The sequence below is a fragment of the Micromonospora sp. NPDC049301 genome (assembly GCF_040678715.1).
GTDB lineage: Bacteria > Actinomycetota > Actinomycetes > Mycobacteriales > Micromonosporaceae > Micromonospora.
The window spans coordinates 593,213-618,820 of the sequence record NZ_JBFAQO010000004.1 but is presented as its reverse complement, the minus strand read 5'-3'; the positions used below and the strand labels follow the sequence as shown (position 1 = coordinate 618,820).

General features: G+C 72.8%; 28 protein-coding genes and 1 tRNA gene. 25 read left to right on the top strand and 4 right to left on the bottom strand.

Features of this window, described 5'->3' with window-relative positions; all coding sequences use genetic code 11:
- Nucleotides 1-456: 456 nt before the first annotated feature.
- The 9 genes from fdh to AB0K07_RS15805 all read left to right on the top strand — a co-directional run bounded on the left by fdh (nt 457) and on the right by AB0K07_RS15805 (nt 11,168).
- Nucleotides 457-3,729, top strand: coding sequence for a formate dehydrogenase (fdh, locus tag AB0K07_RS15845; protein WP_363755582.1), 3,273 nt, complete (start codon nt 457-459; stop codon nt 3,727-3,729).
- A complete protein-coding gene (locus tag AB0K07_RS15840; protein WP_363755616.1) occupies nt 3,722-4,843 on the top strand; it encodes a 4Fe-4S dicluster domain-containing protein in 1,122 nt (373 codons plus the stop codon). Before fdh ends, AB0K07_RS15840 begins: the two co-directional genes overlap by 8 nt.
- Entirely contained in the window at nt 4,840-6,060 is a 1,221-nt protein-coding gene (nrfD, locus tag AB0K07_RS15835) for an NrfD/PsrC family molybdoenzyme membrane anchor subunit (protein WP_363755580.1), read from the top strand. The genes AB0K07_RS15840 and nrfD overlap by 4 nt, the downstream gene beginning before the upstream one ends.
- Nucleotides 6,061-6,098: 38 nt before the next feature.
- Nucleotides 6,099-6,194: transfer RNA gene (locus AB0K07_RS15830), tRNA-Sec, on the top strand.
- Nucleotides 6,195-6,216: 22 nt separating this feature from the next.
- The gene (gene selA, locus AB0K07_RS15825; RefSeq protein ID WP_363755578.1) at nt 6,217-7,521 is read left to right on the top strand and encodes an L-seryl-tRNA(Sec) selenium transferase; all 1,305 of its coding nucleotides are present in this window, start codon (nt 6,217-6,219) and stop codon (nt 7,519-7,521) included.
- Nucleotides 7,522-7,523: 2 nt separating this feature from the next.
- Complete coding sequence (selB, locus tag AB0K07_RS15820) at nt 7,524-9,278, top strand: selenocysteine-specific translation elongation factor (protein ID WP_363755576.1); 1,755 nt, start codon at nt 7,524-7,526, stop codon at nt 9,276-9,278.
- A gap of 59 nt (nt 9,279-9,337) precedes the next feature.
- Complete coding sequence (locus AB0K07_RS15815; protein ID WP_109818558.1) at nt 9,338-9,535, top strand: hypothetical protein; 198 nt, start codon at nt 9,338-9,340, stop codon at nt 9,533-9,535.
- Nucleotides 9,536-9,616: 81 nt separating this feature from the next.
- Nucleotides 9,617-10,894 carry a hemolysin family protein gene (locus AB0K07_RS15810; RefSeq protein ID WP_363755574.1) on the top strand — a complete coding sequence of 426 codons (1,278 nt, stop codon included), beginning with the start codon at nt 9,617-9,619 and terminating at the stop codon, nt 10,892-10,894.
- Nucleotides 10,895-10,982: 88 nt separating this feature from the next.
- Nucleotides 10,983-11,168 (top strand): hypothetical protein, encoded by a 186-nt coding sequence (locus tag AB0K07_RS15805; RefSeq protein WP_089022156.1) that lies wholly within the window; start codon nt 10,983-10,985, stop codon nt 11,166-11,168.
- 9 nt (nt 11,169-11,177) lie between these two features.
- Here AB0K07_RS15805 and AB0K07_RS15800 read toward each other — a convergent pair whose 3' ends face one another.
- Nucleotides 11,178-11,828 (bottom strand): hypothetical protein, encoded by a 651-nt coding sequence (locus AB0K07_RS15800; RefSeq protein WP_363755572.1) that lies wholly within the window; start codon nt 11,826-11,828, stop codon nt 11,178-11,180.
- A gap of 132 nt (nt 11,829-11,960) precedes the next feature.
- Here AB0K07_RS15800 and AB0K07_RS15795 point away from each other — a divergent pair, with 132 nt between their 5' ends.
- Nucleotides 11,961-12,167: a hypothetical protein gene (locus AB0K07_RS15795; RefSeq protein WP_363755570.1), complete on the top strand. Its 207-nt coding sequence runs from the start codon at nt 11,961-11,963 to the stop codon at nt 12,165-12,167.
- Here the strand turns inward: AB0K07_RS15795 and AB0K07_RS15790 are convergent.
- The 3 genes from AB0K07_RS15790 to AB0K07_RS15780 all read right to left on the bottom strand — a co-directional run bounded on the left by AB0K07_RS15790 (nt 12,164) and on the right by AB0K07_RS15780 (nt 13,802).
- Complete coding sequence (locus AB0K07_RS15790) at nt 12,164-12,640, bottom strand: hypothetical protein (RefSeq protein ID WP_363755568.1); 477 nt, start codon at nt 12,638-12,640, stop codon at nt 12,164-12,166. The two genes, AB0K07_RS15795 and AB0K07_RS15790, sit on opposite strands and share 4 nt — an antisense overlap.
- Entirely contained in the window at nt 12,637-12,849 is a 213-nt protein-coding gene (locus AB0K07_RS15785) for a hypothetical protein (protein ID WP_007460364.1), read from the bottom strand. Before AB0K07_RS15785 ends, AB0K07_RS15790 begins: the two co-directional genes overlap by 4 nt.
- A 71-nt stretch (nt 12,850-12,920) precedes the next feature.
- Complete coding sequence (locus tag AB0K07_RS15780) at nt 12,921-13,802, bottom strand: universal stress protein (RefSeq protein ID WP_363755565.1); 882 nt, start codon at nt 13,800-13,802, stop codon at nt 12,921-12,923.
- A gap of 114 nt (nt 13,803-13,916) precedes the next feature.
- On the opposite strand from AB0K07_RS15780, the gene AB0K07_RS15775 reads away from it, so the two are divergent.
- The 15 genes from AB0K07_RS15775 (at nt 13,917) to AB0K07_RS15705 (ending at nt 25,560) form a co-directional block, all read left to right on the top strand.
- On the top strand, nt 13,917-14,663 hold the full coding sequence (locus tag AB0K07_RS15775) for an SAM-dependent methyltransferase (protein WP_363755563.1): 747 nt from the start codon (nt 13,917-13,919) through the stop codon (nt 14,661-14,663).
- Between the two features lie 81 nt (nt 14,664-14,744).
- On the top strand, nt 14,745-15,923 hold the full coding sequence (locus tag AB0K07_RS15770; protein ID WP_363755561.1) for a PP2C family protein-serine/threonine phosphatase: 1,179 nt from the start codon (nt 14,745-14,747) through the stop codon (nt 15,921-15,923).
- A 56-nt stretch (nt 15,924-15,979) separates the two neighbouring features.
- The gene (locus AB0K07_RS15765; RefSeq protein ID WP_363755559.1) at nt 15,980-16,444 is read left to right on the top strand and encodes a MarR family transcriptional regulator; all 465 of its coding nucleotides are present in this window, start codon (nt 15,980-15,982) and stop codon (nt 16,442-16,444) included.
- 293 nt (nt 16,445-16,737) lie between these two features.
- A complete protein-coding gene (locus AB0K07_RS15760; protein ID WP_363755557.1) occupies nt 16,738-17,370 on the top strand; it encodes a CDP-alcohol phosphatidyltransferase family protein in 633 nt (210 codons plus the stop codon).
- Nucleotides 17,367-18,311, top strand: a complete 945-nt coding sequence (locus tag AB0K07_RS15755) for a DUF881 domain-containing protein (RefSeq protein WP_363755555.1) — start codon at nt 17,367-17,369, stop codon at nt 18,309-18,311. The genes AB0K07_RS15760 and AB0K07_RS15755 overlap by 4 nt, the downstream gene beginning before the upstream one ends.
- Complete coding sequence (locus AB0K07_RS15750; RefSeq protein ID WP_007460356.1) at nt 18,308-18,640, top strand: small basic family protein; 333 nt, start codon at nt 18,308-18,310, stop codon at nt 18,638-18,640. The genes AB0K07_RS15755 and AB0K07_RS15750 overlap by 4 nt, the downstream gene beginning before the upstream one ends.
- 11 nt (nt 18,641-18,651) lie before the next feature.
- Entirely contained in the window at nt 18,652-19,635 is a 984-nt protein-coding gene (locus tag AB0K07_RS15745; protein WP_363755553.1) for a DUF881 domain-containing protein, read from the top strand.
- 60 nt (nt 19,636-19,695) lie between these two features.
- Nucleotides 19,696-20,076: a glycine cleavage system protein GcvH gene (gene gcvH / locus AB0K07_RS15740; protein WP_363755551.1), complete on the top strand. Its 381-nt coding sequence runs from the start codon at nt 19,696-19,698 to the stop codon at nt 20,074-20,076.
- 214 nt (nt 20,077-20,290) lie between these two features.
- A complete protein-coding gene (locus AB0K07_RS15735; RefSeq protein ID WP_328416567.1) occupies nt 20,291-20,743 on the top strand; it encodes an FHA domain-containing protein in 453 nt (150 codons plus the stop codon).
- Nucleotides 20,744-20,793: 50 nt separating this feature from the next.
- Complete coding sequence (locus AB0K07_RS15730) at nt 20,794-21,495, top strand: MerR family transcriptional regulator (protein ID WP_363755614.1); 702 nt, start codon at nt 20,794-20,796, stop codon at nt 21,493-21,495.
- A 185-nt stretch (nt 21,496-21,680) separates the two neighbouring features.
- Nucleotides 21,681-22,145 carry a bifunctional nuclease family protein gene (locus AB0K07_RS15725; protein ID WP_030327706.1) on the top strand — a complete coding sequence of 155 codons (465 nt, stop codon included), beginning with the start codon at nt 21,681-21,683 and terminating at the stop codon, nt 22,143-22,145.
- 193 nt (nt 22,146-22,338) lie between these two features.
- The gene (locus AB0K07_RS15720; RefSeq protein WP_363755548.1) at nt 22,339-22,920 is read left to right on the top strand and encodes a MerR family transcriptional regulator; all 582 of its coding nucleotides are present in this window, start codon (nt 22,339-22,341) and stop codon (nt 22,918-22,920) included.
- 365 nt (nt 22,921-23,285) lie between these two features.
- A complete protein-coding gene (locus AB0K07_RS15715) occupies nt 23,286-23,684 on the top strand; it encodes a group 1 truncated hemoglobin (protein WP_363755546.1) in 399 nt (132 codons plus the stop codon).
- Between the two features lie 2 nt (nt 23,685-23,686).
- On the top strand, nt 23,687-24,865 hold the full coding sequence (locus AB0K07_RS15710) for a globin domain-containing protein (protein ID WP_363755544.1): 1,179 nt from the start codon (nt 23,687-23,689) through the stop codon (nt 24,863-24,865).
- Nucleotides 24,862-25,560, top strand: coding sequence for a DivIVA domain-containing protein (locus AB0K07_RS15705; RefSeq protein ID WP_363755542.1), 699 nt, complete (start codon nt 24,862-24,864; stop codon nt 25,558-25,560). The genes AB0K07_RS15710 and AB0K07_RS15705 overlap by 4 nt, the downstream gene beginning before the upstream one ends.
- Nucleotides 25,561-25,608 lie beyond the last annotated feature (48 nt).

The window sequence follows — 25,608 nt, the reverse complement described above, 5'->3', positions numbered from 1 at the left end:
CCTACCCCGACGCCTACGCCCAGTGGGAGCAGCAGGCCACCGACCTGGTCAGCAAGCACTGGAACAGCTGACCCGCAACACCACGCACGACCGCATGACACCGACCACTGGCCGGCACCCCGAATGTGGGGTGCCGGCCAGCGGCGTACGCCATAGGGTTGGAGCCGCGACCACCGGTGGCCTGGGAATGACGCGGGTCGTCGGCTGGTTGTGGACAGTGTCGGTGTGACTCAGTGTCCCCGGGCCTCACCTAATATCGCCTTCGCGGAATACCGTTCGGCTGGAGCCGCGTCGTGCCACTCGCCGAGAGGCGACCTGCACACCGACACCAGCGCCGCCCCCGGCCCACCGGCCGGGGGCGGCGCTGTCTGTGCAGGGTGCCGATTCCTCGGTTCGCGAACATGCCTCGGTTGACCTATGTTCATGGGGTCGCTCGCGTGGGAGGGGGTGTCGGGGATGGGTCTGCGGACCTTCATCGAGGGTTGGCCGGTCTACCGGCAGCTCACCGGCACGGACCCGCTGGGTCGGGGCGTCGCGGCGCAGTCGGCCCGTTCGGCGGAGTTGACCTCCCGGACCGAGGACGCCGACAGTGTCGCCCGCTCGATTTGCCCGTACTGCGCGGTGGGCTGCGGTCAGCGGGTGTTCGTCAAGGACGGGCAGGTCAGCCAGATCGAGGGCGACCCGGACAGCCCGATCTCGCGGGGGCGGCTGTGCCCGAAGGGCTCGGCCAGCAAGAGCCTGGTGACCAGCCCGTTGCGGCAGACGAAGGTCCGCTATCGCCGGCCGTACTCGACGCAGTGGGAGGACCTGGAGCTCGACACCGCGCTCGACATGATCGCCGACCGGATGCTCGCCGCCCGCGAGCAGACCTGGGAGGACGTCGACGGTGCGGGTCGGCCGCTCAACCGGACGTTGGGTTTCTCCAGTCTGGGTGGGGCGACGCTGGACAACGAGGAGAACTACCTCATCAAGAAGTTGTTCACCGCGATGGGGGCGTTGCAGATCGAGAATCAGGCCCGTATTTGACACTCCGCCACTGTCCCCGGTCTGGGGGCCAGCTTCGGTCGTGGCGGTGCGACGGATTTCCAGCAGGACATCGCCAACGCTGACGTCATCGTCATTCAGGGTTCGAACATGGCCGAGGCGCATCCGGTGGGCTTCCAGTGGGTGATGGAGGCCAAGCTCCGGGGTGCCAAGGTCTTCCACGTGGATCCCCGGTTCACCCGGACCAGCGCGGTGGCTGATGCGTACCTGCCGATCCGGGCGGGCACGGACATCGCGCTGCTGGGCGGGGTGGTCCGCTACATCCTGGAGAACGAGCTGGACTTCCGCGAGTACGTGCTGTCGTACACCAACGCGGCGACGATCGTCAGCGAGCAGTTCACCGACACCGAGGACGGCGACGGCTTCTTCTCCGGCTTCGACCCGGAGACCGGCAGCTACGTGCAGGACAGTTGGCAGTACGAGGGGCACGAGGACTCCTCCGGCAGCGGGCACACCGCGAAGGAGCGGGACACCGCCGCCGGCCTGCGGCACGAGTCGCACGGCGCGGAGGTGGGCGGGCAGACCCGCCGCGACGAGACGTTGCAGCACCCGCGCTGCGTCTACCAGATCCTCAAGCGACACTTCGCCCGCTACACCCCGGAGATGGTGGAGCGGGTCTGCGGCATCCCGCAGGAGAGGTTCCTGGAACTGGCCGAGGCGTGGACGGCGAATTCCGGTCGGGAGCGCACCGGGATGCTGATCTACTCGGTGGGCTGGACGCAGCACAGCGTGGGCGTGCAGTACATCCGCACCGGCGCCATCATCCAGCTGCTGCTCGGCAACATGGGCCGCCCGGGCGGCGGGGTGATGGCCCTGCGCGGGCACGCCAGCATCCAGGGCTCGACGGACATCCCGACCCTGTTCAACCTGCTGCCGGGTTACCTGCCGATGCCGCACCACGCCGACCACCCCACGTTCGACGAGTGGGTCGACAGCATCCGCCACCCGGGGCAGAAGGGCTTCTGGGGCAACGCCCGCTCGTTCGCCGCCAGTCTCCTCAAGGCGTACTGGGGGGACGCGGCGACGCCGGAGAACGACTTCTGTTACGGCTACCTGCCCCGGATGACCGGCGACCACGGGACGTACCAGCAGGTGCTGAACATGATCGACGGAAAGATCAAGGGGTACTTCCTGCTGGGCCAGAACCCGGCGGTCGGCTCGGCGCACGGTCGCGCGCAGCGGCTCGGCATGGCCAACCTGGACTGGTTGGTGGTCCGCGACCTGTTCATGATCGAGAGCGCCACCTTCTGGCAGAACGGCCCCGAGGTGGCCACCGGCGAGATCGTGCCCGAGGAGTGCCGCACGGAGGTGTTCTTCCTGCCGGCAGCCTCGCACGTGGAGAAGGAGGGCACGTTCACCCAGACGCAGCGGCTGTTGCAGTGGCGGGAGAAGGCCGTCGAGCCGCCGGGCGACGCCCGCTCCGAGCTGTGGTTCTTTTACCACCTGGGCCGCAAGCTGCGCGAGAAGCTGGCCGGCTCGGACCTGCCGCGCGACCGGGCGCTGCTCGACCTCACCTGGGACTACCCGACGCACGGCCCGTACGCGGAGCCGAGCGCCGAGGCGGTGCTGCGCGAGATCAACGGGTACGACGTGTCGACCGGCGGTCCGCTGTCCTCGTTCGCCGAGGCCCGCGACGACGGCTCCACTGCCATCGGCTGCTGGATCTACACCGGGGTGTACGCCGACGGCGTGAACCAGGCGGCCCGGCGCAAGTCCCGCCACGAGCAGGACTGGGTGGCCGCCGAGTGGGGGTGGGCGTGGCCGGCGAACCGGCGCATCCTCTACAACCGCGCCTCGGCGGACCCGGAGGGTCGACCGTGGAGTGAGCGCAAGAAGTACGTCTGGTGGGACCCGGACAAGGGTGAGTGGACCGGCTACGACGTGCCGGACTTCGAGAAGACCAAACCGCCGTCGTACCGGCCGCCGCCCGGCGCGTCCGGGACGCAGGGCATCGCCGGCGACGACCCCTTCATCATGCAGGGCGACGGTAAGGGCTGGCTGTACGCGCCGAGCGGCGTTCTGGACGGGCCGATGCCCACCCACTACGAGCCGGTCGAGTCGCCGGTGCGCAACCCGCTCTACCGGCAGCAGGCCAACCCGACCCGCAAGACGTACGCGCACCCGGTGAACTCGGTGAACCCGAGCCCGCCGGAGGAGCACAGTCAGGTCTTCCCGTACGTGTTCACGGTCAGCCGGCTCACCGAACACCACACCGCCGGCGGGATGAGCCGGACGGTCCGTCCGCTGGCCGAGTTGCAGCCGGAGATGTTCGTCGAGGTGTCCCCGGAGTTGGCCGCCGAGGCCGGGCTGGCGCACCTGGGCTGGGCGCACCTGGTCAGCGGTCGCGCGGTGATCGAGGCGAAGGTGCTGGTGACCGACCGGCTCACGCCGCTCCGGGTGGAGGGCCGGATCATCCACCAGCTCTGGTTGCCGTACCACTTCGGCTTCGAGGGCCTGGTGACCGGGGACTCGGCCAACGACCTGTTCGGGATCAGCCTCGACCCCAACGTCCTGATCCAGGAGAGCAAGGTCGGCACCTGCGACGTCCGGCCCGGCCGCCGGCCCACCGGGCCGGCGCTGCTCGACCTGGTGGCCGAGTATCAGCGGCGAGCAGGGATCACCCCGGGCCGTAACGCCCCGGTGGTCACCACCGACAGCGACGGGGAGGGGCGCGATGATTCCTGACCCGAACAGCCTGTACGGGCCGCTGGACCCGGCGCCGGACGCGGGTTGGTCGTCCGCACCGCCGCGGATGGGGTTCTTCACCGACACCAGCGTGTGTATCGGCTGCAAGGCGTGCGAGGTCGCGTGCAAGGAGTGGAACGGGGTGCCCGGTTCCGGTCTGGACCTGCTGGGCATGTCGTACGACAACACTGGCGCGCTGACCGCGAACTCGTGGCGGCACGTCGCGTTCATCGAGCAGCCCCGCCCGGCCGGCCACCGGGGCACGCCGCCGTTCGCGGGTACGCCGACCGATGGTCCGGTCAGTGCCGCGTCGGCGGCCGTGGCGGCCGGCACCGGCGGGCACACCGGCACGGAGCCAGGGGTGCCGACCGGTGTGCCGTCGGCGGCCGCCCGGATGGCCGCAGGTGGGCACGCCGACGTGCTCGGCGCCCCGATCGGCGCCGGCCCGGGCGACGGTGGCCCGGGCGACGGTGGCGCGAAGCCGCAGTTCCTCGGGATGCCGGGGGCGCAGCCGCCGGGCCGGGGCACCGGCGCGGAGGGGCGCACCGACTTTCGCTGGCTGATGATGTCGGATGTGTGCAAGCACTGCACCCACGCGGCGTGTCTGGATGTGTGCCCGACGGGTTCGCTGTTCCGGACCGAGTTCGGCACGGTGGTGGTGCAGGAGGACATCTGCAATGGCTGCGGCTACTGCATCTCGGCGTGCCCGTACGGGGTGATCGACCAGCGCAAGAATGACGGTCGGGCGTGGAAGTGCACGCTCTGCTACGACCGGCTCGGCGCGGGCATGACCCCGGCGTGTGCGCAGGCGTGCCCGACGGAGTCGATCCAGTACGGGCCCCTGGACGAGCTGCGGGAGCGGGCCGCCGCGCGGGTGGCGACCCTGCACGAGCAGGGCGTGCCGGATGCGCGGCTGTACGGGCACGACCCGAACGACGGCGTGGGTGGTGACGGGGCGTTCTTCCTGCTGCTGGACGAACCCGAGGTGTACGGCCTGCCGCCGGACCCGGTCGTGACCACCCGCGACCTGCCGGCCATGTGGAAACGCGCCGGCCTCGCGGCCCTGGCCATGGCGGCGGCCACCGTCGCCGCGTTCGTCGGAGGTTCCTCGTGAGTCCGCATCACCCCGAGGTGGGCGACCTGTTCCGCCGCTTCCGCGAGCGGCTGGCCGCCGAGAGCCCCGACCGGTTGACCTCCGCGGGTAGCGACCGGCTGGCCGCCGGAGGCACCGACCGGCTGGACGTCCCGGCACGGCCGGAGGCGAGCGTCCGCGGCGGCGCGACCGACGCGGGCCTGACCTCGCGGCCGCAGCGCAACGGCGAGCACACCGGCCGGCGGGCGGGCCGGCGCGGCGGTCGTCGCGGCGGCGGCGAGGAGCTGCGGGTGCCGGAGGCGGAGTTCACCTCGTACTACGGTCGGCCCGTCCTGAAGGCGCCGGTCTGGAAGTGGGACATCGCCGCGTACCTGTTCACGGGTGGGCTGGCCGCCGGCTCGTCGCTGCTCGCCGCGGGCGGGCAGCTCACCGGTCGACCGGCGTTGCGCCGGGCCGGTCGGGTCACCTCACTGGCCGCCGTCAGCGCCAGCGCCGTCTTCCTGATCAGGGACCTGGGCCGGCCGGCCCGGTTCCACCACATGCTCCGGGTGGCCAAGCCGACCTCGCCGATGTCGGTGGGCACCTGGATCCTCACCGCCTTCGGGCCGGCCGCCGGCGTCGCCGCGATCGCCGAGGCCGCCGGCTGGCTGCCCCGGCGCGGGCTGCTCGGACTGGCCCGTCGGGCGCTGCCGCCGGTCGGGCACGCCGCCGGGCTGCTCGCCGCCGGCACCGCGCCCGCGCTGGCCACGTACACCGGGGTGCTGCTCGCCGACACGGCCGTGCCGTCGTGGCACGAGGCGTACCCCGAGTTGCCGGTGATCTTCGCGGGCAGTGCGCTGGCCAGCGGCGCCGGTGTGGGTCTGCTCGCCGCACCGCCGGCCGAGGCCGGGCCGGCCCGCCGGATGGCGGTGGCCGGCGCGGCGATGGAACTGTACGGCGCGCACCGCGTGGAGACCCGTCTCGGCCTGCTCAGCGAGCCCTACCGGCGGGGTCGGCCGGGTCAGTTGCTGCGCGCCGGTCGGCTGCTGACCGCGGCCGGTGTGGCCGGCGCGCTGCTCGGCCGGCGCAGCCGGGTGGCCGGCGCGTTCTCCGGCGCCGCGCTGCTCGCCGCCTCGGTGGCGACCCGGTTCGGCATCTTCTACGGCGGCGTGGCCTCCGCCCGCGACCCCCGGTACACGGTGGTGCCGCAGCGCGCGCGGGTCGAAGCCCGCCGGACCGAGGGTGGATCTGTCACCTGACCGGGCGGCCCCGCCCGTGCTGTGATCGAATGTCCGATGGAGGCGTTCAGGCGGCTGGTGCCCCTCCCGGTCTTCAAAACCGGTGTGGTCCGGGACCCGGGCCAGGCGGGTTCGATTCCCGTCCGTCTCCGCCAACAGGCGGCAGGAGATGACGCGATGCGTGACGGCCCGGTGGACCCGCGACGCCGGGTGCCCCGCACCGACGCGCTGCTCGCCGACCCTCGCCTGGCCGCGGCCACCGCGATGCTCGGGCGGGACCGGGTCAAGGCGGTCGTGGTCCGCGCGCAGGAGCGGGCCCGCCGCGGCGAGATCGGCCCCGACGAGGTCCGCGACGCCGCCGTCGCGGCGCTGCCCGCACCCGGCCCCCGCGCGGTGCTCAACGCCACCGGCGTCGTGCTGCACACCAACCTGGGCCGGGCGCCGCTGTCGCCCACCGCGGTCGCCGCGGTCGTGGCCGCCGCCGGGCACACCGACGTGGAGCTGGACCTGACCACCGGGCGGCGCGCCCGCCGCGGCCGGGACGCTCTCGACGCGCTGGCCGCCGCCGTACCCGACGCGGGGGCCGTGCACGTGGTCAACAACGGCGCCGCCGCCCTGGTGCTGGCCGCCACCGCGCTGGCCGCCGGGCGGGAGATCGTGGTCAGCCGGGGCGAGCTGGTCGAGATCGGCGACGGCTTCCGCCTGCCCGACCTGCTGGAGAGCACCGGCGCCCGGCTGCGGGAGGTGGGCACCACCAACCGCACCACGCTCGCCGACTACGTCGCCGCCATCGGCCCGCAGACCGGCTTCGTGCTCAAGGTGCACCCGTCTAACTTCCAGGTCACCGGCTTCACCTCGGCCACCCCGGTGCGGCAGTTGGCCACCCTCGGCGTGCCGGTTGTCGCCGACATCGGCTCCGGGCTGCTCGCCCCGGATCCGCTGCTGCCCGACGAGCCGGACGCGGCCGGCACCCTGCGCGCCGGCGCCGCGCTGGTCACCGCCAGCGGCGACAAGCTGCTCGGCGGCCCGCAGGCGGGGCTGCTGCTCGGCGACGCCGGGCTGGTCGACCGGCTGCGCCGCCATCCGCTGGCCCGGGCGCTGCGCGTGGACAAGCTGACCCTGGCCGCGCTGGCCGCCACCCTGCACCGCCCGGACACGCCGACCCGGACCGCGCTGCACGCCGACCCGGGCGCCCTGCGCGAGCGGGTGGAGCGGCTGCGCGATCGCCTCGGCGCGGACGGCCGCAAGGCGGAGGTGGTGCCGACGGTCGCCGTGGTCGGCGGCGGGGGCGCCCCCGGCGTGGAGTTGGACTCGTGGGCGTTGAGCCTGCCCGAGCGGTACGCCGCGCCGCTGCGCACCGGGGACCAGCCGGTGCTCGGCCGGGTGGTGCGTGGCCGGCTCCTGCTCGACCTGCGCTGCGTGCCCGCCCCCGACGACGAGACGGTCCGGACGGCCGTGCTGCGCGTACCCGGGGACGACTGAGAATGTTCGTCGTGGCCACCGCCGGGCACGTCGACCATGGCAAGTCGACCCTGGTCCGGGCGTTGACCGGGATGGAACCCGACCGGTGGGCCGAGGAACGCCGCCGGGGGATGACCATCGACCTGGGCTTCGCCTGGACGACCCTGCCGTCCGGCGGCACGGTCGCCTTCGTCGACGTACCGGGGCACGAGCGGTTCGTGCCGAACATGCTCGCCGGGGTCGGCCCGGTGCCGGCGGCGCTGATCGTGGTCGCCGCCGACGAGGGGTGGATGCCGCAGTCCGCCGAGCACCTGGCGGCGTTGGACGCGCTCGGCGTCGCGTACGGCCTGCTGGCGGTGACCCGCGCGGACCTGGCCGATCCGGGGCCCGCGACGGCCCGGGCCCGGGCCGAGATCGCGGCGACGAGTCTCGGCGCGGTGGAGACGGTGGCGGTCAGCGGGCTGACCGGCGCGGGCCTGCCGGAGCTGCGGGCCGCCCTGGACCGGCTCGCCGCCCGGCTGCCGGCCCCCACGGTGGACGATCCGGTGCGGCTCTGGGTGGACCGCAGCTTCACCGTGCGGGGCAGCGGCACCGTCGTCACCGGCACCCTCGGCGGCGGCCGGTTGCGGGTCGGTGACGAGCTGGAGCTGGCCGGCAGCGATGAACCGGTCCGGGTCCGTGGCCTGCACTCGCTCGGCCAGGCGCGGCCCGAGGCGGCGGCGGTCGCCCGGGTGGCGGTCAACCTGCGCGGCACGCCCCGCGACCGGCTCGGCCGCGGCGACGCGCTGCTCACCCCGGGCCGCTTCCATCGCACCGACCTGGTCGACGTCCGGCTCACCGGCGACCCGGCGGCCGACCTGCCGGCCACCCTCACCCTGCACGTGGGGTCGGCGGCGGTGCCGGTCCGGGTCCGCCCGCTCGGCCCGGACACCGTCCGGCTCCGGCTGGCCCGCCCGCTACCGCTGCTGGTCGGCGACCGGGCGCTGCTGCGCGATCCGGGCCGGCACCACGTGGCCGGCGGGGTACGGGTGCTCGACGTGTCCCCGCCGCCGCTGGCCCGCCGTGGTGCCGCCGCCGCCCGCGCGAAGGTCCTCGCCGATCTGGACGGTCGTCCCGACCTGGCCGGGGAACTGCGCCGCCGCCGGCTGGTCCGGGCCGGCACGCTGATCCGGATGGGCGTGCCGGTGCAGGCCACGCCGGTGGCCGGTGACTGGCTCGCCGATCCCGGGCACTGGCGGCGACTCGGCGACCAGCTGACCGAGGAGGTCGCCCGCTACGTCCGGGAGCACCCCCTGGAGCCGGGGATGCCGGTGGACGCCCTGCGCCAGCGCCTCGCCCTGCCCGACCGGGTGCTGGTCGAGGCGCTGGTCCGGCCGCCACTGCGGATCCACGCGGGTCGGGTCGGCGCGGCGAGCGCCGACGCGCTGCCCGAGCCGGTGGCCCGGGCCGTGCAGCGGGTCCGCGCCGAGTACGCCGACACACCGTTTCGCGCGCCGGAAGCCGACCGGCTCGTGGACCTGGGCCTGGGCCCCCGGGAGATCGGGGCCGCGGTGCGTGCCGGCGCGCTGCTGCGGCTCGCCGACACCGTGGTGCTCCTGCCCGACGCGCTCGACGACGCGGTCCGGGTGCTGGCCGGGCTGCCCCAGCCGTTCACGCTCTCCGCCGCCCGGCAGGCGTTGGACACCACGCGTCGGGTGGCGGTGCCGCTGCTGGAGCTGCTGGACCGCCGGGGCGCGACCCGCCGGCTGCCCGACGACGCCCGGATCGTCGTCACCTGAGCGTCCGCCGACCCCGGTAACCGGCCACCCCCGCACCCACCGTCACCTACGGTGACGCCATGGACCCTTCGGCGGTCTGGCGGGACCGGCAGCACCGGTGGCGGATCGAGGCGTACCGCGCCCCGGACCTGCGGTTCGCCGTCTACGCCACCAACGGCCCCACCGAGTCCGCCCCGCTCTGGCTGTTCGGCATGTCGGCGCTGGCGCGGTGGCTGATGACCCACGCCATCTCCCTGGACGACCTGGAGACCGACTGAGCGGGGCGGGCCGCGTGGAACCCGACCCAGAGCCGTCCCCGCTGCGGTTGAGTGGCCTGAGGCGGCGGACGGGGGTACGCGATGGGCGCCCAGCTCGGGCAGTTGGTGCTGGTGGCCGTGCTGATTCTGATCAACGCCGCGCTCTCCGGCAGCGAGATGGCACTGGTGACGCTGCGCGAGGGCCAACTGCGGCGGTTGGCGCGGCGGACGAGAGCCGGCGACCGGCTGGTGCAGCTCTCCCGTGACCCGAACCGCTACCTGGCGACCATCCAGCTCGGCATCACCCTGGCCGGGTTCCTCGCCTCGGCGGCGGCCGCGGTGTCGCTGGCCGGTCCGCTGGTCGCGCCGCTCGGCTTCCTCGGCGCGGCGGCCCGTCCCACCGCGGTGGTGCTGGTGACGGTGGCGCTGACCTTCGTCACGCTGGTGATCGGCGAGCTGGCCCCGAAGCGGTTGGCCATGCAGCGGGCGGAACGCTGGGCGCTGCTCAGCGCCGGCCCGCTGGACCTGCTCGCCCGGCTGTCCCGGCCGGCGGTCTGGCTGCTGAGCCGGGCCACCGACGCGGTGGTCCGGTTGGCCGGCGGCAACCCGAGGGCCAGCCGTGAGGAGACCACCGAGGAGGAGTTGCGGGAGATGCTGGTCAGTCAGCGTGGCCTGTCGGCCCAGCAGCGGGAGATCCTGACCGGCGCGTTCGACATCGCCGGCCGGACGCTGCGGGAGATCCTGGTGGCCCGACGGGAGGTGACCGCGCTGCCGGCCGACCTCGCCGCCGGTGAGGGGGTCCGGCGGCTCGCCGCCGCGGGGCGGTCCCGCGCGCCCGTCACCGGTCCCGGCGGGCTGGACGAGGTGACCGGTGTGGTGCACATCCGCGACCTGGTGCGGGCCGGGAAGGGCACGGTGGGGGAGCTGGCCCGCCCGCCGCTGCTGCTGCCGGTCACGCTCCCGGTCTCCGACGCGCTACGGCAGCTGCGCCTGGAGCACCAGCAGTTGGCCCTGGTGGTCGACGAGCACGGCGGTGTCGACGGCATCGTCACCCTGGAGGACCTGCTGGCGGAGGTGGTCGGCGAGCTGTACGACGAGACCGACCGGGACGTCCGCGAGGTCGTCCGGGAGCCGGACGGGTCGCTGCTGGTGCCCGGTGACTTCCCGCTGCACGACCTGCCCGACCTGGGCGTGCGGTTGAGCTTCCCACTGTCGCGGGAGTACACGACGGTCGCCGGGTTGATGCTGGCCCGGCTGCGCCACCTGCCCGGCGAGCCGGGGGAGACGGTCCGGCTGCCCGGGCTGACCCTGGAGGTGGTGGAGGTCGCCGACCGGGCGGTCCGCCGGGTGCGCCTGCGCGGGTTCACCGCCGAACGCTGACCGGGCAGCGTTCCGGCACACCACCCGAACGGGGGACAACCCCACCGAATACGCCAGTGGCGGATGCGCGCCGCATAGCGTGCGAGACGTGAAGGACCGAGGGTTTCGTACGTTCGTGACGGTGCTGGCCGGCCTCGCGGTGATCTACTTCGGGACCGCCGGCCGCAGCCCGGAGGAGGGCCGGGGCATCTCCGGCGGGCTGGTGGTGCTGGCGTTGCTCGCCGCGCTGCTGGTGTGGCACCTGACCCGGCCGGGCGACAAGACGGTGAAGTGAGCTGGGCGCCTACCGGGCGGCGACGCGGGTGATCTCGCCGGCGGACTTCTCGCCGAGCGCCACGCGCACCAGCGCGGAGGCGAGTCGGCCGAAGTCCCGCTCGGAGACCAGTCCCGCCAGCCGGTCCGGTGAGCCCGGCAGACCGAGCCGCTTCGCCCCGGCCAGTGTCCGGCGGTCGGCGTACGGGCGTACGTCGGCCCAGACCGTCTGCGCCTCGCGCAGGTAGATGTCCGCGCCGGTGGGCCCGATGCCGGGGAACTCGGTGAGCCGGCGGCGCAGCCCGGCCAGGTCGCCGCGGGCCTCCGCGTGCAGCCGCCGCAGGTCGCCGTGCCAGCGGTCCAGGCACAGCCGGGCGCCGGTGCCGAGCATGGTGGCCGTCCGCTCGTCGTAGCGGCGGTAGTGGCCCCTGCCCAGCGCGTCGACGCGCTGCTGCCAGCTGGCCGCCTCCATCGCCTGCGGTGTGCGGTAGCCGGCCGCGAACAGCTCGCGCGCGGCGTCCACCGCGACGCAGGCCCGGATCCGGGTGCTCAGCAGGGTGGTCAGCACCAGCAGCTGGTACAGCGGCCCGGGTCGGTCGGCGAGCCGGATGCCGGCGTCCTCCGCGTAGGTGCGGCTGCTCCGCTCCAGCAGGACCTGCGCCACGGTTCGATCGTCGCCCACGTCCGGGGGGTACCCGCCGCGCGGACGGCTAGCCCTGCCGTCGGCGAGCGGGGCCGGAATGGCGCCGGGCCGGGTGGGTATGCGCACGGTGGAGGCGGTCGATGCCGCCTGCGTACCCGGAGGGAGACACCCGTGGTCAACCCGCAGCAGGAGGAGTTCCGGCGCAACGCCAGGGGCGCCACCAGTCAGGACAGCAAGGGGCCCAAGCCGACCGGGCACCCGCTCAACCGCGGTTCGTCTCGGGGAGACGAGGGTCGGCCGGTGCCCAAGGGTCAGGTGTCGCCGTACGGCCCGGCGGGTGAGCCGATCGCCGAGGACGAGAGCGACAACCGGGTCTAACGACTGCCACGTGACGGCCGCCGCAACCTGTTCCAGGTGGCGGCGGCCGTCAGCCCGTACGCCAGGTGCGGAACGATGTCGGAGATCCAGTCGGAGCGCCGCCAGGTGCGCGGGTCGCTGATGCCCAGCGCGGTGATGGATCCGTCGGTCATCGTCATCACGCCGGCCCCGAGCACACCGGTGGCCGTCGGCAGCGGCTGCCGCCGGCCACGCGCGTACAGCGCGAAGGCGACGCCGGCGGCGACGCCCAGCCCGTAGCCGATCAGGGCGCCGAGGCCCGAGCGGCGGTTGGCCGCCGGGGCCCCGGATCCGAGGTCCACGTGCGCGATCCCGGCCACCCGGTCGACCGTCTGCTCGGGGACGCTGCTCGCCGGCCGGGCCCGCAGAGCCATGTCCAGGTAGGTGACCACGTTCAGTGCGGTACTGCCGACGGCGCCGGCGATGGCGCCGTCGGCCAGGTCGGCCCTCCTCACTTAGGGTCGCCCGGTTCGCGTTCACTCTTCGGGCCGTACGTGCGTTCGCCGCGCACCACGCCTCGTTGACCGCGATCCTCCTGGAGGATCCGGTTGGCGACCTGGTTGGCCTTGCCGTCGGGCACCCGCCGTCCGGAGTCGTCGATCGCGTTGCGCATCCGCGCCCGCTGCTTGTCGTAGGCGTTGCTGCCCGGCCGTGGTCCTGGCATCTGCTGCCTCCTTCGTCGCCGTTGGCGTACCGCGGCCGTCTACCCGTCTGGCAGCGCGCCAACCCCGGGCTTCAGCGGGGACCGCGGACCACGGCGACCGGGCACTGAGCGTGGTGCAGCACCGACTGGCTCACCGACCCCAGCAGCAACCCGGTCACCTCGCCGCGCCCCTGCCCGCCGACGACCACCAGCTGGGCGGAGCCGGACGCCTCGGCGAGCACGGCGCCGGTGCGGCCGTGCACCGCCCGCCAGGTCAGCCGCAGCTCGGGCCACCTCTCGGTGAGCCCGGCCAGCGACTCGGAGAGCAGGCGCTCCTCCTCGCCGTGCAGGCGCGCCTCGTCGTACACGAGGGGCTGCATGTCGCCGGGGCCGCTGCTGCCCGGGTGCCGGTAGGCGTGCAGCGCCAGCAGCGGCACGCCGCGCTCCACAGCGGCCTCGGCGGCGAACTCGGCGGCGAGTCGGGCCGCCGCCGAACCGTCCATCCCGACCAGCACCGGATCGTCGGGACGTTCCGCGCCGCGGGCCACCAGCACCGGGCAGTCGGCGTACGCGGCGACCTGCACCGCCACCGAGCCGATCACCAGCGAGGCGAAGCCGCCCAGCCCCCGGTCGCCGAGCACGATGAGGGCGGCGGTGGGGGATTCGCCGACCAGCACGGCGGCGGCCTCCCCATCGATGATCTCGCCGGAGACCGACAGCCCGGGCGCGGTGGCCTGTGCCTCGGCCACCGCGGCGGCGACCAGTTCCTCAGCCTGGCGGCGCAGCCCGCCGCCGGACGGGGCGTCCGTGGCGGGGGAGACCGGCACGTGCAGCAGGGGCCAGATGAACCCGTGGACCACGCGCAGCGGCCGGTGCCGACGGGCGGCCTCCGTGGCGGCGAGGCGTACCGCGCGCAGGGACGGCTCGGAGCCGTCCACGCCGACCACCACCGCCGCGCTGTTCGCCGAGTTCACCGGCCACCTCCCGCCGGGGCCAGTATCGCGGTCGGGACGGCTCGCCGGAGCGATACCGCCGACCGCGTCCGGGTCGGTACGCTGGCGACGACCCGCCGGGAGGGAGCGTCGTCGATGGGTGAACCGGACCAGCCGAGCACGGCCCGCATGATCGACTTCTGGCTCGGCGGGGATCACCACTTCCCGGTCGACGTGGCCGCCGCGACCGCGTTCGAGCAGGCGTACGGGCCGTGCGCGCCGGTGTTCCGCGAGCTGCGGGCCTTTCTCGGCCGGGCGGTGCGGGCCATCGCCGGGCAGGGCGTCGACGGGTTCCTGGTCTTCGGCGCGGGCGTGCCCACAATGGGCAACGTGCACGAGGTCGCCACCGACGCCACCGTGCTCTACACCGATGTCGACCCGGTCACCATCCGGCTGGGGCAGCGCATCCTCGCGGGCAGCGACCGGGCCGGCTACGGCTACGGTGACGCCACCGACATCGGCACCGTCGACCCGGCGCAGCTGCACCGCTTCGTGCCGGGCTGGGGCCGTCGGCCGGTCGGGGTGATCTTCCTCGGGCTGGCCGCGTTCCTCGACGACGACACGCTGGCCCGCACCCTCGACGAGCTGTACGCCGCCTCGGCGCCGGGCAGCATGCTCGCCGTGGACTTCGACACCGAGGAGCTGGCCGGTCACCCGGAGGCGCTGGCGATGATGGGGCCGGCCTTCCGGATGCGTCCACCGGCCGCGTTCGCCCCGCTGCTCGGTCGGTGGGCGCCGACGGCGGACGGCATCGTCCCGGTCAGCCAGTGGCGGCCGGACGGCGCGCCCGCGCCGGTGCCCGACGCGTTCCAGGGCGCGCTGGCGATCCGCGGGGCGGACTGACCGGCGAGGACCGCGCCATCGGCGGTCCCGGGGGCGTCCGTATGATGCTTGCCCTGTAGCAAGTTTCTGGAGAGGACGACCATGGTGGACGCGCCGGACGTGGTGTCGCGTGCGCTGCGTGAGGCCCCGCCCGACCAGTTGGCGGAGGCTGCGGACCGGGCGATCCGCTCGACGCTGGGCGCGGTGCGCACCGACGTGTTCGTCGCCGACTACCGGATCAGCGGGCTCTGGCCGGTGCTGGATCCCGACCTGCCGGCGGCCGGGTTCCTGGCCTGCCACACCATGGCGCAGCGCTGCTTCAGCAGCCAGCAACCGGTCCACGACGCCGCCGAGGAGGGCCCGTGCCGGCTCTACCTGCCGCTGACGGTGTGGGGGGAGCGGCTCGGTGTGCTGATGATCGAGTTGACGGCCGCACCGGGTCCGGCCGTCACGGGTGTCGCCACGGACATCGCCGGCGCCCTGGCGGTGGCGATGCGCGCCGCGGACCGGGAGACCGACCGGTACCGCCGGGTCCGACGCCGCGAGCGGCTGAGCATGGCCGCCGAGATGCAGTGGGACCTGCTGCCCGGGCGCAGCGTCGCCCACCGCACGTTCCATCTGGCCGGCCAGCTCGAACCGGCGTACACCGTCGGTGGGGACCACTTCGACTGGTCGCTGGACAGCGACCGGCTCACCGTGACGGTGCTCAACGGCGAGGGCAGCGGCCTGGCCGCGTCGCTGCTGACCGCGGTCACCGTGAACGCGATGCGCAACGCGCGCCGCTCCGGCGGTGGCCTGGTGGAGCAGGCGGAACTGGCCTCGGACACGGTCTTCTACCAGCACCGGGGTCGCCGACACGTGGCCACCCTGCTGTTGGAGCTGGACACCGGCACCGGGCGGATACGCGCGGTCGACGCCGGCTCGCCGCAGATGTTCCGGCTGCGGGGCGCGGCGGTCGAGCCGCTCAAGCTGGAGCAGCAGCTACCGCTGGGCATGTTCGCCGAGACCCGCTACGAGCTGCAGGAGTTCCAGCTCGCGCCGGGTGACCGCGTCTTCGTGGTCAGCGACGGGGTGTGGGCCGCCGAGCCGCCGGGCCAGGAGCCGTACGGGCAGCGGATGATGGCTCGTTCCCTGCGTGCCACACGGTTGCAGCCGGCGACCGAGGCGGTTGGTACGGTGATGCGCGAACTGCATGCCTACCACGTGGACTCCGATCTGCGCGACGACGCCGTCGTGGTCTGCCTGGACTGGCACGGTCCGCGCGATCGGGACGGCGGGTGAGAATCCCCGCCGCCGGGCCGGGCCGGCATGAGCGCGACGACGGCAGGGGACATCAGGTGGAGCGACCTGCGGATCTCGCCTCGGCGATCGACGCGGCCGCCGAGACGCTGATCGCCGTGCTCGAGTCGGCCGCCTCGCGGCACCAGGTGCCGCCGACCCAGCTGCGGGTCCTGACGCTGATCAGCAGCCGCGCGGAGACCAACGTCAACCGGCTGGCCGAGCTGCTGGACGTGGTGCCCTCCTCGGCCAGCCGTCTCTGCGACCGGCTGGAGGCCACCGGCCTGCTCCGCCGGGTGGCCGATCCACGGGATCGGCGCGAGGTGCGACTGGTGCCGACCCCCGCCGCGCAGAGCCTGCTGCGGGAGCTCGCCGAACGGCGGCAGCAGGCGGTGCAGGCCGTGCTGGACAGGATGCCGCCGCGCGTGCAGCACGATCTGCTGCTGGCGTTGCTCGCGTTCGGTCGGGCGGCGACGCAGGCGGTACCGGACCAGCCGACCGACGCCGCCGTGCGGACGGCGTGACGTGGCGCCACCCCTTTCCCTAGCATCCTAGGACGCCTTACGCGTGGTGATCCACGCCACAGTGCGGCAGAGCCGCACCCACGAGCACGCGGCGGCGCCCGGAGCGCGGGCGGAAGCCCGATATAGTGGCAGCGCACTCAGCCGGCCCGTGATCATTGAGATCGCGGGCCGTGTCGGGGGAGAGGTCCCGTCCGGGGCCGCAGGGGAGCCGGCGGTGGCCGGCCCGACAGCGCGTACGACTCCGCCGCGCCCGACGTCGGCCGGGCGTCGGAGCGTGCCGCGGAGGAGGTTCGGTGTCGCGTCCGCCGGCTCGGGCAGAGCATCCGCGGGACACCGGCGACCAGACTCCCGGTGACCAGGTGCTCACGCTGCCCAACCTGATCAGCTTCGGGCGGCTGCTGGGCGTGCCGCTCTTCCTCTACCTGTTCCTGGTCGCCCGCGCCGACGTGGCGGCGGTCGTCGTGCTGGCCATCGGTGGCACCACCGACTGGGTCGACGGCTGGATCGCCCGCCGGCTGCGCCAGGTGAGCCGCCTCGGGGAGCTGCTCGACCCGCTCGCCGACCGGCTCTACATCCTCGCCACGCTGATCGCCTTCACCGCCCGGGAGGTGGTGCCGTGGCAGTTCACCGCGGCGCTGCTGGCCCGGGAGCTGCTCCTGCTCGGGTCGCTGGCCGTGCTGCGCCGCTACGGGTACGGGCCGCCGCCGGTGCACTACGTGGGCAAGACCGCCACGTTCCTGCTGCTGGCCGCGTTCCCGGTGCTGCTGCTGGCCACCGCGTCGACCAGCGTGGAGACGGCGGCCGCGGCGATCGGCTGGGGGCTGGCCTGGTGGGGCCTGGTGCTCTACTGGGTGGCCGGTGGCATGTACGTGGTGCAGGCCGCACGGCTGGTGCGCGCGGCGCGGGGCCCGGGAGCGGTGGCGTGAGCGCGCCGCGGCGTGGGGACGGCCGCCCGGAACGGGTGTACGCGCCGGACTTCCTCACCGAGCTGTTCCGCAACCCGCTGGACCCGGGGTACGCCGACGCGGCGGCCGCCCGTCGTCGGGCGACGCCCGCCGAGCCGGCCCGGGGCTGGCGTGCCTGGTCGGCGCGCTCGGTCAGCCTGGTCGTGGTGGTGGTGCTGGGTTTCCTGTTCGCGGTGGCGTACCGGCAGACGATGGCGGACGAGCCCGGTCGCAGTAAGGCCCGCTCTGGGCTGGTGGCGCAGATCAAGGAACGCGTGACCGAGACGGACCGGTTGTCGACGCGCGCGGACCAGCTGCGCGAGGAGGTCGGTCGGCAGCGGGACGCGGCGTTGAGCGGGTCGGCCGCCGCGCGGTTGCGGGACCTGGAGGCGAGCACGGGGCTGGGCCGGGTGCGCGGCGACGGTGTGGTGGTGCGGTTGGCCGACGCGCCGGGCAACGCGGATGCGGTGACCGGCGCGGGTGCGGGGCCGCCGCGGGTGCTCTACAGCGACCTGCAGGGGGTGGCGAACGCGTTGTGGAGTGCCGGTGCGGAGGCGGTCGCCATCAACGGTCAGCGGTTGACCGCGACGTCGACGATCCGGTTGGCGGGTGAGGCGATTCTGGTGGACTTCCGGCCGGTGATGGGGCCGTACGAGGTGTCGGCGATCGGCCCGGGTTCGTTGCGGCGCAAGTTCGAGAACAGCCGGAGCGCGGCGCTGATGCAGGATGTCGCGCAGACGACCGGTCTGTCGTTCGGTGTGCGGGAGGCGGATGACCTCACCCTGCCGGCGGCGCCGGAGCCGCAGCTACGCTACGCCAAGCCGCCGGTCAGTCCGAGCCCTTCCGCGTCGGGTGTCCGGTCCGGCAGTCCTGGGTCGTCGGGTTCTCCGGCGACCGCTAGCCCCTCCGGAGGTGGCCGATGATCGCGGTGCTGGCGTTGCTCGCCGGTGTGGTGCTCGGTGTGTGGCTCGATCCCACGGTGCCGGCGGCGTTGCAGCCGTACCTGCCGATCGCTGTGGTGGCCGCGTTGGACGCGGTGTTCGGTGGCGTGCGCGCGAAGCTGGACCGGATCTTCGACGACAAGCAGTTCGTGGTGTCGTTCATCTCGAACGTGCTGGTCGCTGGTCTGATCGTCTATCTCGGTGACCAGTTGGGGGTGGGCGGGCAGTTGTCCACCGGTGTGGTGGTCGTGCTCGGTGTTCGGATCTTCGGCAACGTGGCGGCGATCCGTCGGCACCTGTTCCGGGCGTAGGTTTGCCAGCGATGAGTGACGAGCAGACCGAGACGGGTACGGGGTGGCCGCAGCCGGCCGGTCCGGTGCGGCCGGGTGGGCCGGCGGGTGAGCCGGATCCGCGGCCGGACGCACCGGATCCGGACGAGTTGAGCCCGTTGGCGCCGCAGGGGCCGGCGGAGCGGCAGCAGCCGGACGAGGAGTCCGCGGCGGCGCCGGTCGACGAGGGCGCGACGGTGGACCTGAGCGGCGTGTCGCCGTCGGGCGAGTCGGCGGCGCCGGTCGACGAGCCGGTGGCGTCGGCCGCGCCGGGTCGGTTCCGGATGAGCACGGCCGGTGTGATGATCGTGGCGTTGTTGGCTTTGCTGGGTTTCACGCTGGTGGTGCAGTTCAAGACGACGTCGACGGATCCGACCCTGGGTGCGACGCGCCAGGAGGACCTGGTGCGGATCCTGTCGGATCTGGATGCCCGGGAGAACCGGTTGCAGCAGGACATCCGGGCGTTGGAGGACAGCCAGCGGCAGTTGCGCTCGGGTGAGCAGGGGCGGCAGGCGGCGCTGGACGAGGCGACGCGGCGGGCGGACGAGCTGGGCATCCTGGCGGGTACGTTGCCGGCGACGGGGCCGGGTCTAACCCTGCGGTTCGAGGCCGGCGGTGGTAAGCCGATCTCGGCGGACCAGGTGCTGGACGCGGTTCAGGAGCTGCGGGGTTCGGGCGCGGAGGCGATGCAGATCTCCGGTGGTGACCGGGTGACGGTGCGGATCATCGCGTCGACGTACTTCCTGAACGGGGAGAATGGGTCGCTGGTGGTGGAGGGGCGTCGGTTGGCGTCGCCGTTCACGATCACGGTGATCGGTGATCCGGCGACGATGCGTACGGCGTTGAACATTCCTGGTGGGGTGGTGGCGTCGGTCCAGGGTGACGGCGGTAACGTGACGGTTGAGGAGCGTGGGGTTGTCGAGGTTTCGGCTCTGCACGCGCCGATCAAGCTGGAACACGCCCGTCCGGTCTCCTGACCGGCGCGGCCGCGCCGGGCCCGGGTGGTCCGGGGCACCGATGGATGAAGGACGCGTCTGGTGATTCCCGAGGATCTGCGATACACCGCCGAGCACGAGTGGGTGGCGGGTGACGGCACGGGCTCGGTCCGGGTCGGCATCACGCACTTCGCGCAGGACGCGTTGGGTGACATCGTGTACGTGCAGTTGCCGGAGGCGGGTGTGGTCGTCGCGGCCGGTGACTCGTTGGGTGAGATCGAGTCGACCAAGAGCGTGTCGGAGATCTACGCGCCGGTGGCCGGTACGGTGGCGGCGCGTAACGAGGCGTTGGGTGACACCCCTGAGCTGATCAACACGGAGCCGTATGGCGCGGGTTGGTTGGTGGAGATCACCCCGAATGATCCGACGGCGGTGGACGGGTTGCTGACGGCGGGCGCGTACCGCAAGATCACCGAAGGCTGAGTGTGCTTGATCCGGTGCGTGGGATGTCTTCGCGCGTCCGGTTGCCCTGCATTTCGGCGCTGGCTAGGCTCGCCCAGTCGACCGAGAACCCAATAGTTGAGCGTTGCGGAAATGCCTTCCCGGGCACGGGGAGCCAGCCGCCGGGTGTTCAAGTGCCCGGCGGCCAGACCCGCCATTACCCGACGCCGACCGAACAGATCCGTGAGGTGGTCCCATGACGCGCCCAGACGACGAGTTCCCCCCGCTCGACGTCACTTCGACGCTCAATCTCGGCTCGCTCGACGAAGTGCTGGAAGGGCCGGAGACCGATGTGGTGCCGAGCCGGATGTCCGGTTCGTTGCCCCCGGGTATGGCGCTGCTGGTGGTTCGTCGCGGCCCGAATGCGGGTGCCCGGTTCCTGTTGGACCACGATGTGACGACGAGTGGCCGGCACCCGGACAGTGACATCTTCCTGGACGACGTGACGGTGTCGCGTCGGCATGCCGAGTTCCACCGTGACGGTGGCACGTTCACCGTGCGGGATGTCGGCAGCCTCAACGGCACGTACGTGAATCGTGAGCGGGTCGAGGCGGCCACGTTGAGCAATGGTGACGAGGTTCAGATCGGTAAGTTCCGGGTGGTGTTCATCGCCGGTCCGCGCCCGGAGGAGGAGGCCGGCCGGGGGTGAACGAGCCTGCGGCCTCCACGCCACCCGGGGCGGCCCGGTCCCAGCCGCTGATGAGCATCGGTGAGGTGCTGGGGCAGTTGCGGGTGGATTTCCCGGACACGACGATTTCGAAGCTGCGGTTCCTCGAGGCCGAGGGCCTGGTCGAGCCGCAGCGGACGGCGGCGGGTTACCGGAAGTACAGCTGGGACGATGTGGCGCGGTTGCGGTTCGTGCTGACCGCGCAGCGGGACAAGTACCTGCCGTTGCGGGTGATCCGTGAGCAGTTGGCGGAGTGGGACTCGTCCGGTGAGCAGCCGGGGCGGTCGCGGCCTGCGTTGGTCGCGGTGGGGCCCGATGGTGCGGTGCCGGGTCGGGAGTCGGCGGAGCCGGCCGAGTCGTCGCAGGTGCGGCTCGGCCGGGTTGATCTGGTCGCGCGTAGCGGGATCGACGAGTCGACGTTGGTGGAGCTGGAACGCCTGGGTGTGCTGGTGTCGGACCCGCCGGGGTGGTATGACGCGGATGCGTTGATCATCGCGTCGGCGGTGGCGGGTCTGGCGGCGTACGGGTTGGAGCCGCGGCATCTGCGGGGCTACCGGACGGCGGCGGACCGTGAGGTCGGCTTGTTCGCGCAGTTGGTGGCGCCGTTGGCGCGGCAGAGTGATCCGGCGGCGCGGGCGCGGGCGGCGGAGACGGCGCGGGAGTTGGTGGCGTTGTCGGAGCAGTTGCACGCCGCGTTGGTGCGGGTGGGGTTGCGGTCGACGTTGGGGCGGTGAGGGTGCCCGGTGGGTGGTGGCTGAGCGGAAAGATCTCTTTCCGGAAGCGTGCCGTAGGCTTGCCGGGGTAACCCCTTTCCGGCGCGGGCGTGGTGCTGTAGCGCATGGGACGGCCGTGTCGCGGTCCGTGTACCGTGCAGGGAAGGGCGCGGTGCGGCGTAGGTGACAACGACACGGAGGCGGCGGTGCGCGAGCTGAGCGTGGTCGGAGTTCGGGTGGAGCTGCCCAGCAACCAGCCGATCGTCCTGCTCAGGGAGGTCGAGGGGGACCGCTATCTGCCGATCTGGATCGGCGCGGTCGAGGCCACGGCTATCGCTTATGAGCAGCAGGGGGTCAAGCCGGCCCGACCGTTGACGCATGATCTTCTGCGGGACGTGTTGGCGGCGTTGAAGGCGCCGTTGCAGGCGGTGGAGATCACCGAGCTCAAGGAGAACGTCTTCTACGCTGATCTGTTGATCGGCGACGGGGTGCGGGTGTCGGCGCGGCCGAGCGATTCGATCGCGTTGGCGTTGCGGGTCGGTGCGCCGATTCGTTGTGCCGAGCAGGTCCTCAGCGAAGCGGGGATCGTCATCCCGGATGAGCAGGAGGACGAGGTGGAGAAGTTCCGCGAGTTCCTGGAGCAGGTGCGTCCGGAGGATTTCGCGGGCTGAGCCGGTGTGTCCGGCTTTTCCTGGGGCGTCACTGTGGGTGATCTGGCGCTTCTGGTGATCTTTCTCGGTGGCTGCGCGGCGTGTCGCGTCGGTTCCTCCGTGGTAACCCCTGAAGGTGGCTATAGGGTTGCCGTGTCGAGGGGTGCGCGTCCCGGAAACGACGCGTCGCCGCACTGACGGGGAGGTTGTCCGGATGCACGAGCCGCAGGATCCCGATCCGGGTACGGAGTTTGACGAGCCGGGTGTGGCGACTGAGGGTGATGGTTCGGTGGGCTACCGGGGTGTGACGGCATGTCACGCGGTGGGCATCAGTTACCGACAGTTGGACTACTGGGCGCGGACGGCGCTGGTGGTGCCGAGTGTGCGTGACGCCTCGGGTTCTGGGACGCAGCGGTTGTACTCGTTCCGGGATCTGGTGGTGTTGAAGGTCGTGAAGCGGTTGTTGGACGCGGGGGTGTCCCTGCAGAACATCCGCAAGGCGATCGAGGCGCTGCGGTCGCGTGGCGTGGAGGACCTGGCCGGGATCACGTTGATCTCCGATGGGACGACGGTGTACGAGTGCCGGTCCCCGGAGGAGGTGGTCGACCTGTTGCAGGGTGGGCAGGGCGTGTTCGGGATCGCGATCGGTGGGGCGTTCAAGGAGATCCAGGGTTCGTTGTCGCATCTGCCGGCGGAGCCGGCGGCGAGCGGCCCGGCGGAGCCGGTGGCGGCGTCCGGGTCGGATCCGGTGGGCGACGAGTTGGCGGCTCGGCGGGCGCGGCGGCGGGCGGGCTGAGGGCTGGGTTGTGCCGTCCGGGCCCTCGACGCGCCCGGTTTTCACGTTTGGTTTTGCGCCGCCGGTCGGTGACTGACAGTCAGGCCGGCTGATGCGTGCTGGTGTCTTCGGGCCGACCTGGGCCTTTGTTGTTGACGGTGTGTGCTGCCGCCTTCGCCCACTGTGGATGTTGGTCCCGTCGCGGTGACGCTGCGTGTCGGGTTGTTGTCGGGAATCCGATAGGGGGGCGCTGACCGGAAAACGCCGACACGCTATGGTCCGTCACGGTCCCCGGTGTGTCGCCGTGGCATGACGACGTTGCTCCGGTTGGCCGCTTGCCCCTCCGCGCCGACCCCGCGCGACCCTCCATCTGGGAAGGAACGACCGTGACGGTTACCGAAGAAACCGCTCCCGCATCGCACTACGACCGCATTGGCGGTGCCAGCTCGGTCAAGGCGGCCGTTGAGCTGTTCTACGACAAGGTGCTCGCCGATCCGGATCTGGCGGGTTACTTCGCCGAGGTGAACATGCCGGGTCAGCGGCGGCACCTGACCTTGATGCTGACCGTGGTGCTCGGTGGTCCGAACGAGTACGCCGGCCGCGGGTTGGCCGAGGCGCACCAGCCGCTGAACATTCCGGTGGAGCACTACGTCAAGGTGGGTGAGCACCTGACGGTGACGTTGACCGAGTTGGGCGTGCCGGCGGACATCCTGGCCGACGTGCAGACGGTGCTGGGCCAGGTGCAGGACCAGGTGGTGGCCACCGGGAACCGTCCGGGCGTCTGACCGTGGACGCGGCTCGACTCAAGCAGAGTTGGTCCCTGGTCGCCGGGCACGGCGACCAGGTGCCGCTCTATTTCTATTCGACGTTGTTCCTCGCCCATCCCGAGACGCGGCAGATGTTCCCGACGAACATGGCCGGGCAGCGGGACCGGCTGGTGACCGCGCTGGGGCACATCGTGTCCAACGTGGACCAGGTCGATCGGCTGGTGGGTTTCCTGCGGGATCTCGGCGCGGACCACCGCAAGTTCGCGGTCCGCGCGGAGCACTACCCGGCGGTCGGTGAGGCGTTGCTGGCGACGTTGCAGCACTTCCTGGCCGAGCAGTGGACCGAGGAGCTGGCCCAGGACTGGGCGGCGGCGTACGGGCTGGTCGCGCAGGTGATGATGGAGGCCGCGCAGGCCGCGGAGGCGGTCAATCCGCCGTGGTGGGTGGCGGAGATCGTCGCGCATGAGCGGCGGGCGTTCGACGTGGCCGTGCTGACGGTGCGCCCGCAGTACCTGCTGCCGTTCACCCCTGGTCAGTCGATCGGGGTGTCGCATCCGTCAGTGCGGTCGTGGCGGTACTACTCGCCGGCGAACGCGCCGCGTGCGGACGGCACGTTGGAGTTGCACGTGCGGGCCGCGCCAGGTGGTGCGGTGTCCTCCCGGCTGGTGTACGGGACGGCGGTGGGTGACCGCATCCACCTGGCGGCGCCGGTGGGGGAGCGGTTGTCGTTGTGGTCGGCGGGCTCCAGCGATCTGCTGCTGCTGGCGGCGGGTACCGGCTGGGCGCCGGTGAAGGCGTTGGTGGAGCAGGTCGCCGCGGAGGGTTCCCACCGGCGGGTGGACCTGTACGTGGGGGCCCGTTCGCGGAGCGAGTTCTACGACAGCGACGCGATCGACAAGTTGGCGTCGTCGTGCCCGTGGTTGACGGTGACCTACGTGGTGGGCGCCGACGTGAACCGGCCGGGGGAGTTCGTGCACGCCGTGGACCGGGCGTTGGCCGACGGTGACTGGCGGTCCCGGCACGTGTACGTGTGCGGTTCCGACGAGATGGTTTCGCACGCGGTGCAGACGTTGGTCCGGGCGGGTTACCACTCGGATCAGGTGCATCACGAGGGCCTGGGCAAGCACTGGTACGGCCCGGCCTGGCGTACGGCGGTGGAGCAGTCGACCGCTGGTGACACTTCCGGAGGTACCCGATGAGCGCGACCCCGATCAGCCGGTACGACGGCGTGCAGGTCGCTGGTGGTGTGCAGGTGCGGATGACCGCGGACCGGGTCCGGCGGTGGGAGTTCGGCACAGCGTCGTTCGGTCGGCGCGGTTATGACAACGCGGACGTGGACCGGTTCCGGTTGCAGGTCGCCGATGAGCTGGACCTGTTGGTGACGCAGGTGGCGAACCTGCGCGCGGAGAACGAGCGGCTCAACGACCGGGTGGAGCTGCACCGGCACGGCGTGATCCCGAGCACGGGAGCGGCGTCGAAGGTGCCGGCGGCCAAGGAGGTGAATCTGCTCTCCGCGGCGCAACGGGAGGCGGAGCAGATCATCGCGCAGGCGCACGACTACGCGCGGCGGGTCGCCGAGTACGCCCGGGTGCAGTACGAGAGCTACATGCAGGCCGCGGCGGAGGAGGCGAAGCAGGAGGCCGAGCGGGCGGTCAAGGATTACCGCAGTTCGGCCGGGTCCAGCTTCGACGACACGGTGGCGACCCGGGAGGCGCTGCGGATCTTCGGCGAGATGATGGTGTCGCACATGCAGGCGGCGGCGCGGCATCTCGACGATGGCAGCGAGCATTTGGCCCGCACGATGGACCGGATCGCGAAGGAGACGCCGGGGGCGCCGTTCGTCGGCGGTGTGACGGGGCAGGCGGCGCTGCCGCGGCACCACCAGCAGCGGTGACGGGCGGGTGGGGTCCGCCTGGCGGACCCCACCAGCGGCGCCGGGCTG

Excerpts from the sequence above, each read along its gene's own strand:
- selA (WP_363755578.1), top strand. The coding sequence starts at position 6,217 with ATGCGTGACGGCCCGGTGGACCCGCGACGCCGGGTGCCCCGCACCGAC.
- AB0K07_RS15705 (WP_363755542.1), top strand. The coding sequence starts at position 24,862 with ATGAGCGCGACCCCGATCAGCCGGTACGACGGCGTGCAGGTCGCTGGT.
- AB0K07_RS15730 (WP_363755614.1), top strand. The coding sequence starts at position 20,794 with ATGAGCATCGGTGAGGTGCTGGGGCAGTTGCGGGTGGATTTCCCGGAC.
- AB0K07_RS15745 (WP_363755553.1), top strand. The coding sequence starts at position 18,652 with ATGAGTGACGAGCAGACCGAGACGGGTACGGGGTGGCCGCAGCCGGCC.
- AB0K07_RS15785 (WP_007460364.1), bottom strand. The coding sequence starts at position 12,849 with ATGCCAGGACCACGGCCGGGCAGCAACGCCTACGACAAGCAGCGGGCG.
- AB0K07_RS15735 (WP_328416567.1), top strand. The coding sequence starts at position 20,291 with ATGACGCGCCCAGACGACGAGTTCCCCCCGCTCGACGTCACTTCGACG.
- AB0K07_RS15750 (WP_007460356.1), top strand. The coding sequence starts at position 18,308 with ATGATCGCGGTGCTGGCGTTGCTCGCCGGTGTGGTGCTCGGTGTGTGG.
- AB0K07_RS15815 (WP_109818558.1), top strand. The coding sequence starts at position 9,338 with ATGGACCCTTCGGCGGTCTGGCGGGACCGGCAGCACCGGTGGCGGATC.
- AB0K07_RS15810 (WP_363755574.1), top strand. The coding sequence starts at position 9,617 with ATGGGCGCCCAGCTCGGGCAGTTGGTGCTGGTGGCCGTGCTGATTCTG.
- selB (WP_363755576.1), top strand. The coding sequence starts at position 7,524 with ATGTTCGTCGTGGCCACCGCCGGGCACGTCGACCATGGCAAGTCGACC.
- AB0K07_RS15720 (WP_363755548.1), top strand. The coding sequence starts at position 22,339 with ATGCACGAGCCGCAGGATCCCGATCCGGGTACGGAGTTTGACGAGCCG.
- AB0K07_RS15770 (WP_363755561.1), top strand. The coding sequence starts at position 14,745 with ATGGTGGACGCGCCGGACGTGGTGTCGCGTGCGCTGCGTGAGGCCCCG.
- AB0K07_RS15775 (WP_363755563.1), top strand. The coding sequence starts at position 13,917 with ATGGGTGAACCGGACCAGCCGAGCACGGCCCGCATGATCGACTTCTGG.